Genomic DNA, 7539 nt, shown 5'->3' on the forward strand with positions numbered 1-7539 from the left:
GCTGTCGGCCAGCGACGAGGTCGCGAAGGCCAGCCGGGACGGCACGTTCGCCTTGATCAGACCGGTGACGACATCCACGGACGGGCGCTGCGTGGCGAGCACCAGGTGGATGCCGGCGGCCCGGGCCAGCTGGGTGATCCGGACGATCGAGTCCTCGACGTCGCGCGGCGCGACCATCATCAGGTCGGCGAGCTCGTCGACGATCACCAGCAGATACGGGTACGGCGTGAGCACGCGCTCGGACCCGGGCGGGGGCTTCACCTTGCCGCCGCGGACCGCCTTGTTGAAGTCGTCGACATGCCGGAACCCGAACGCCGCGAGGTCGTCGTACCGCATGTCCATCTCGCGGACGACCCACTGCAGCGCCTCGGCAGCCTTCTTGGCGTTGGTGATGATCGGGGTGATCAGGTGCGGGATGCCCTCATAGTTGTTCAGCTCGACCCGCTTCGGGTCGACCAAGATCATCCGCACCTCGTCGGGCGTGGCGCGCATCAGCACCGAAGTGATCAACGAGTTCACGAACGACGACTTACCCGAACCGGTGGCACCCGCGACCAGCAGGTGCGGCATCTTCGCCATGTTCGCGACGACGAAGCCGCCCTCGACGTCCTTGCCGAGGCCGGCCACCATCGGGTGGTGGTCGTTGCGGGCGGTCGCCGACCGGATCACGTCGCCGAGGCTGACGATCTCCTTGTCGACGTTCGGGATCTCGATCCCGATCGCGGACTTGCCCGGGATCGGCGACAGGATCCGGACATCGGCCGATGCGACCGCGTAGGCGATGTTCTTGGACAGCGCGGTGACCTTCTCGACCTTCACCGCGGAGCCGAGCTCCACCTCGTAGCGGGTGACGGTCGGGCCGCGGGTGTAGCCGGTGACCTGGGCGTCGATGCCGAACTGGTCGAACACCTCGGTGAGCCGGTCGACGACCTGGTCGGACGCCTTGGTGCGGGCCTTGTGCACCGAGCCCGGCTTGAGCATCTGCCCGTCGGGCAGCGTGTACGTGATGTCGCCGGACAGGCTCAGCTGCTCGACGCGCTGCGGCAGCGGCGTGTGCGGCGGCGGCTCGGGAGCCGGCGCCGGCGGTTTACTCTCCGCGGCCGGCGGCTCGAACGCGATCTCGGCAGCCGGCTCGAACGGAGGCTCGTCGTACGGCTCCTCGTCCGCAGGCGGCTTGGCCTTGGACTTGCGGCCGCGCTTCGGCGTCTCCTCGAGCACCGGCGAGTCGTACGGCTTGACCGTAGGGTCGTTGTCGTCCTCGAGCTCGGCCTTGGCGCGGCGCTGCTTGCGGGTCAGCCGGACGGTGTCGTCGGTCGGCGCGCCCTGCACGGACGGCGCGTCCGCGGGCAGCTCGGTCCGGCCCATCAGTACGTCGAACGCCGCGCGGAACCGCAGCGGGATCGCGTACACCGGCGTACCGGTGACGACCAGCGCGCCGAAGATCGACAGCAGGACCAGCAGCGGGGCGGCGACGTACTGGGTGAGCAGGTCGGACAGGAACGACGAGATGAAGTAGCCGATCGCGCCGCCGGCGTCGCGCAGCGGGCCGTCGGCCGGGTTGTTCGGCCGGGGCAGCCCGTTGGCGATGTGGATCAGGCCGAGCACGCCGAGGCAGATCGCGGTCCAGCCGATCACCTGCCGCCCGGCCGGACCGTTGCGGTCCGGGTGCCGCAGGGTGCGGATCGCGATCACCACCAGCATCAGCGGCAGCGCCCAGCCGAGCATGCCGATGCTGCCGCCGACGACCGTCCGTACGCCGTCGCCGACCGAGCCCGGCAGGTCCCACCAGATCGCCGCGGCGACCACCACGGCGAGGCCGATCAGGAACAGGCCGGCGCCGTCACGACGGTGCTCCGGCTCCAGGTCGCGGGCGCTGTGACCGATCCCCCGCACCATGCCGCCGAGCAGGTGCGCGATGCCGATCCAGACCTTCACGAATCCGCGGGCGACAGCGAGCATGGCGGCCGCGAACGGACCCGGTCCACTGTTCTTGGGCGTGCTGGTCCGCGCGGCGGAGGTTCCACCACGTTTCGCGCTTTGCCCACGCTTCTGGGCGCCTGACGGACGGGGGCGTCCACCAGCTGCCGAACGGGCCGTGCTCGGCCGTTTGGCGGCTGACTTCTGCGCCCGCGCCGGGGAAGACGTGCGGGTCGCCATATTGCTCAGGCTACCCCGACTACCCCACGAGTCCCATGTGTCACACGCCGATCACGGGGATCACACCGACCCATCCGTAGCATCACGACACGCGAGCGCCGCGCCCCAGACGACTCAGACGGCCCAGACGACCCAGGTGCCACAGCACGACGAAGCAGCCGAGCGCGGCCAGACCGCCCGCCACCAGGCCGGACAGCACCACGCGTACGGCGGTCTCGCCCGCCAGGCCGCCCTCCACCCGGCTGAGCTCGACGACCGCGCCGACCAGCGCGAACAACGCCAGCGCGCCGAGGACGACGTACCGGATCCACGCCGGGAGCTTGTCACCCTGTGTGACCACAGCAGGCGTACGGCGGTACCAGCGGTACAGCCACACCGCGAGGATCAGGCAGCCGCCGATCGTGGAGACGTACTGCAGGATGCGGTTGACGCCGCCGAGGAGGTCCGGGTACTCACGGACGAAGTAGCCGTCGCCGTGCGTGAAGGAGTCCCAGATCACGTGGGTCAGCGCACCGACGACGGCGGACAGCACCGTCCAGAGCAGGACCGCTAAAGAGATCCTGCCGGTGACAGGCAGGCGGGCAGCCAGAGCGGGTGGGGCAAGAGCGACCAAGGGCCGCTTGAGGGCCAGGTTGAACACCAGGAGCATCAGCAACGCCAGCAACGGGTCCAGCCAGAACGCCGACGTGAGCTTGTGGGTGAGCGTCAGCGTGAAGTTCCCGTTGATGTACTGCGTGGCGATCCGGTAGATCGGTCCGACGTACAGGAGGTCCGGTGCCACCGCACCGGCTACCAGTGCCGACGCCACGAAGGGGCGCCGGACCAGCGGGAGGACGGCCGCGGGGTGAGCCAGGGTGAAGGGCACGCCCCGCAGCCTATTGGGTCAGAACGTCGGCCAGCTGCCCGCAAGCGGCTGCTGCCCGACACCAGGTGCGGACCAGTCGCAGACACCGTTCGGGAAGGTCTGCCGCAACGCCTTCCACTGCACAGAGGTCAGCTTGACCTTGTAGTCGGACTTGTTCAGCGGTTGCAAGCGGCACTTGATGATGTCGTTCGCAACGGACGCACCGGCCACCTGCCGCGGCGCGGGCCAGGCCGGGTAGAACGTGTTGCACCTCGTCGTACCGATGCCGTCCACCTGTGTCTCGACGATCTTCTGGTTCGCCGGACTCCAGCACGCTTCCGTGAGCGCGCTGGGCTTGTTGCGCATCAGCTTCGCGTGCGGCGAGCCCGGGCCGTGGTCCGCGTCCACCGCGTCCATCCAGCGGTCGAGGGACGCGAGCGCGTCGGTGAGCACCGGGTTCGCCGTACTGAAGCCGCCCGGGGCGTCGCCGGCCTGGACGAGCATGATCTGGTTGCCGGCGTCACCGTTCGCCTTGCGGAGGCGTTCGCGGAGCGAGAACGAGTGGAAGATCAGGTGGATGTCGCCGTTCGGCTGCTCGTCCCAGTACTGCCGGTAGTCGATGATCGGCGTACCGGCCAGTCCCCCGCCGCCGTTGATCAGCTGCCCGGTGCGGTACGCCGTACGGATCGCCTGCGGGTCCGCGACGGTGCGGGCCGGGACGAAGTTGGCGTCGGTGTCGAAGCCGCCGACCGTCTTGTTCAGGTCGAGGAACTGCGCGACCGAGATCTTGCCCGCGTTCAGCGCGTCCAGGCCGTACTGGATGCCGACGTTGTCCAGCGGCCGCCGCGCCGCGCCCGTGCTCGGGTCCTTGCCCCAGATGTTGACCTGGTGGTCGTACACGTCGCAGCGCGCGCCCTGAGGGTTCTTCACCGGGTCGTACCGGTCCTCGACAGGTAGTTGCGCAGGGCAATAGACCCGCGGGTCGATGCGGCGGCCGGCGCCGGCCAGGTTCGCGATCGTGCCGACCTTGCCGAAGCCCGCCGCGGCGCGTTTCTGCTCGTCCGTCCACCCGGTCGCGGACCGGAAGTAGTGATCGAGCAGCAGCGCGTCCGTGATCGTGTGCAGCGTCGCGAACCCGACCTCCGGGAACACGCAGGACGCGACGATCCCGTCCAGCAGCCCCGGGTAGTCGTCGGCGATCTGGAAGACCTGGTACGAGCCGCCCGAGCAGCCCCACCCGATCGTCTGCTTCGGTACGCCGATGGTCTCGAGGATGTGCTCGCGGGTCATCGACATCGTCTCGGCGGCGAGTACGCCGTTGCAGTTGATGCCGAACACGTTGAGGCTCGACGACGCCACGGCGTACCCCTGGCCGAGCAGCACGTCGTCGTTGATGCCGCCGGTGCCGCTCCCCTGCTGGTACCACCCGCCGGGGCAGCCGCCGCCGAACGTGTAGACCAGCCGCCCGTTCCACCCGCTCGGCGCCTTCACCACGCTCGGCTCACCGCCCGCGGGGTCGTTGAGTACGGCGTACTCGTAGATCGACCGGTTGATGACGCCGGTCTCGACGCGGACGATGTACGGCACCGTGCGGCCGTCCGACGTCGTCGTGGTCGCCAGGTCGGCCGGCTTCGTGGCCGGTAGTACCTTCAGCGACCGGTCGGTCGTGGAGCGGTACAGGTAGTCGACGCGGGTCGGCACCGTGCAGTTCGCGTCGGACGGCGGACCGAGCTTCACCTTGGCGAGCGTGACGAAGTCCGCCGTACCGCAGACGTACGGCGTCTCGTGCGGACCGGCCAGCAGCGGACCGCTCCGGGGATGGTTGGTGATCACCAGCTTCGAGGAAGCGGCGGTCACCGTATTGGCACCGTTGGTGAGGCCTTGGACGACGCCGATCAGGCGGTCCTGCTGACGGGTGAACGCACTACTGACGTCCTTCCCGTTCAGCTGGATCTTCAGGTCGTCCAGGTGCCGCCCGGTGATCCCGAGCAGCACGTTGCCGTCGCTGACCATGTCGGCGCGCGGCGCGGACAAGACCTCGATCCGTACGTCGGAGGCCGCACTGGCAGGGGTCACCAGGACGGCGGCGAACATCGCAGTCAGAAGGGCCACGAGGGCGGCTGGTCGCTTCATGTGATGAGTCGAACACAGCACGTCCGACGCCGGAAGAGTTCGCGGTAATCGATTTCCGGCCGGAGTGGACCACTTCAGGCGCCGGTGGTCCCGTCCAACTGCTCGCGGACCAGGTCGGCGTGCCCGCAGTGCCGCGCGTACTCGCCGATCAGGTGGATGTAGATCATCCGCAACGTCGACTCGGTCCCGCTGAAGGTGAACCGGTCGTCCAGCGAGCGCCCGGCCGCAGCCTCGTCGGACAGCTTCCACTCGGCGATCAGACCGTCGTACGCCGCCTGCGCGTCGGCCGGGTCGATCAGCTCGAAGTCAGCGTCCTTGCCGAGCTCGGGCGCGAACAACGGCGCGGCCGGCTCGTCGGCGAAGTGGATGCGGAACCAGATCCGCTCGACCTTGGTGAGGTGCCGGATCAGCCCGAGCAGCGAGAGGTTCGACGGCGGCGACGGCCGCTCGGCGAGCTGTTCCGCGGTCAGCCCCGCGCACTTCAACAGCAACGTGCTGCGGTAGAAGTCCAGGTAGCCTTGCAGCAGTTCGCGTTCCGGTGCCGTCAGCGAGCCGTCGGGCCGCTCGACCGCAGGTGCTCTCCAGGTCATCGTCATCCTCACGTTGTCCCACGATGTGTTCGGTCATCTCATCACATGAGATTCGCACTGGCGGCGACCGTGTCCCGTTCGTTACCGTCTTCGGCAGGTCATGAGTGCCAGCGACAAGCCCCGGCTAGCTGGCCGGCAACCCTCCTCCGCGGTGGGGTGCCCCGGGTGAAGACCAGGCCGTGCGGATACCCCGTTCGGCAAGCGCGGACTTCCTGGGAGCAGCTCCATGTCGATCCTCTCCATCCTCGAGCCGGCCAGTACCACCAGCTCGCGGCCCACCGGTGGCCAGCAGCTCGCCGGCAACATCCCCGCCACCGTCGGCTCGGACCTGCTGGTCCCGCTGGCCGACGGCCGGGTCACCGACTACGCGAACTTCGACCACGGCGCGAGCGCCCCGTGCCTGGAGTCGGTCCGGGCCAGCGTCGAGGCCGCGCTGCCGTCGTACGCGTCGGTGCACCGCGGCAACGGGTACGCCTCGCGGATCACCACCCAGTGGTACGAGCGGGCCCGCGCCGAGGTGCACGCCTTCGTCGGCGCCCGCGCGGGCGACCAGGTGATCTTCACCCGGCAGACCACCGACGCGCTCAACCTCCTCGCGCACGCCGTGCCGCAGGACGCGACCGTGATCGTGTTCGAGTCCGAGCACCACGCCGCGCTGCTGCCCTGGCCGGCCGAGCGGACCGTCCGGCTGAAGGCGCCGGCCGGTCAGACCGAGGCCGTTACGAACGTGGCCGACGCGCTCCGCGAGGCGCCCGAGGGCCCGCGGCTGGTCGTGATCACCGGCGCGTCGAACGTGACCGGTGAGATCTTCCCGATCGCCGAGATCGCCAAGGTGGCCAAGGCGCACGGCGCGCGGGTCTGTCTGGACGCGGCGCAGCTCGCCCCGCACCGCGCGGTCGACATCGCCGCGCTGGACGTCGACTGGGTCGCGCTGTCCGGTCACAAGCTCTACGCCCCGTACGGCGCCGGCGCGCTGATCGGCCGCTCCGACTGGCTCGACGCCGCGGACCCGTACCTGTACGGCGGTGGCGCGACGCACGCCGTCACCAGTGACACCGTCGTCTGGTCGACCGGCCCGGCGCGGCACGAGGGTGGCTCCCCGAACGTCATCGGCGCGATCGCGCTGGCCAGTGCCTGTGCCGCGATCACGAAGCACCGCGACGCGATCGAGCAGCACGAGCGCAGCCTGCTCGCCCGGCTGCGCACCGGTCTCGCCCAGATCGACGGCGTCACGACGTACTCGATCTTCGGTGCGGACGCGGATCGCGTCGGCACGGTCTGCTTCACGATCGAGGGTCTGACCTCGACGCTGGTGTCCGCGGCCCTGAGCGCGGAGTACGGCATCGGCGTCCGGGACGGGAAGTTCTGCGCCCACCTCCTGGTCGGCCACCTGCTCAGCGCCGGAAACGAGCACGGTACGGCGGTCCGCGCCAGCCTCGGCCTCGGGACCACCCGGGAGCACGTGGACCGGCTCGTCGGCGCCGTACGCACGCTGGCCACGACCGGCCCGCGCACGGAATACGCGGAGAGCGCGCACGGCTGTCAGCCGGCCGACGATCCCCGCGACCTCCACGCGCCGCGGATCTGGTGACCCTCCTCCTACTGCTCGGGAGGCACGAGACCTACATGGTGAGCAGCGAACGCCAGTAGGTCGGCCCACTCCGACGCGACCATCGCAGCAGGCTTACCGAAGCCATGGCCCGTGTTGACCTCCACCCGAGTCAAGACGGGCTGCGGACCGGACTGAGCGTGCTGCAACGCAGCGATGAACTTGTGGCTGTGCAGCGGTACGACGCGGTCGTCGTGATCACCTGT

At 69.6% G+C, this 7539-nt stretch carries 6 protein-coding genes and 1 riboswitch; of the genes, 1 reads left to right on the plus strand and 5 read right to left on the minus strand.

What is annotated here, in order from left to right; translation table 11 throughout:
* The 4 genes from VFF46_RS29590 to VFF46_RS29605 all read right to left on the minus strand — a co-directional run.
* On the minus strand, positions 1 to 1959 hold a 1959-nt coding region (locus VFF46_RS29590), incomplete at its 3' end, for an FtsK/SpoIIIE family DNA translocase (protein WP_325040514.1).
* 280 nt (positions 1960 to 2239) lie between these two features.
* Positions 2240 to 3022: a DUF4184 family protein gene (locus tag VFF46_RS29595; RefSeq protein WP_325040515.1), complete on the minus strand. Its 783-nt coding sequence runs from the start codon at positions 3020 to 3022 to the stop codon at positions 2240 to 2242.
* Positions 3023 to 3040: 18 nt separating this feature from the next.
* Entirely contained in the window at positions 3041 to 5134 is a 2094-nt protein-coding gene (locus VFF46_RS29600; RefSeq protein WP_325040516.1) for a DUF6351 family protein, read from the minus strand.
* Between the two features lie 74 nt (positions 5135 to 5208).
* Positions 5209 to 5724: a DinB family protein gene (locus VFF46_RS29605; RefSeq protein ID WP_325040517.1), complete on the minus strand. Its 516-nt coding sequence runs from the start codon at positions 5722 to 5724 to the stop codon at positions 5209 to 5211.
* A 96-nt stretch (positions 5725 to 5820) separates the two neighbouring features.
* Positions 5821 to 5934, plus strand: a riboswitch (SAM riboswitch).
* Between the two features lie 16 nt (positions 5935 to 5950).
* On the opposite strand from VFF46_RS29605, the gene VFF46_RS29610 reads away from it, so the two are divergent.
* Entirely contained in the window at positions 5951 to 7315 is a 1365-nt protein-coding gene (locus tag VFF46_RS29610) for an aminotransferase class V-fold PLP-dependent enzyme (RefSeq protein ID WP_325040518.1), read from the plus strand.
* Positions 7316 to 7323: 8 nt separating this feature from the next.
* On the opposite strand, the gene VFF46_RS29615 is transcribed toward VFF46_RS29610, so the two are convergent.
* A partial coding sequence (locus VFF46_RS29615; protein ID WP_325040519.1) for a prolyl oligopeptidase family serine peptidase occupies positions 7324 to 7539 on the minus strand: 216 nt, incomplete at its 5' end.

Source organism: Kribbella sp., assembly GCF_035655035.1.
In the GTDB taxonomy this organism is placed as follows: Bacteria; Actinomycetota; Actinomycetes; order Propionibacteriales; family Kribbellaceae; genus Kribbella.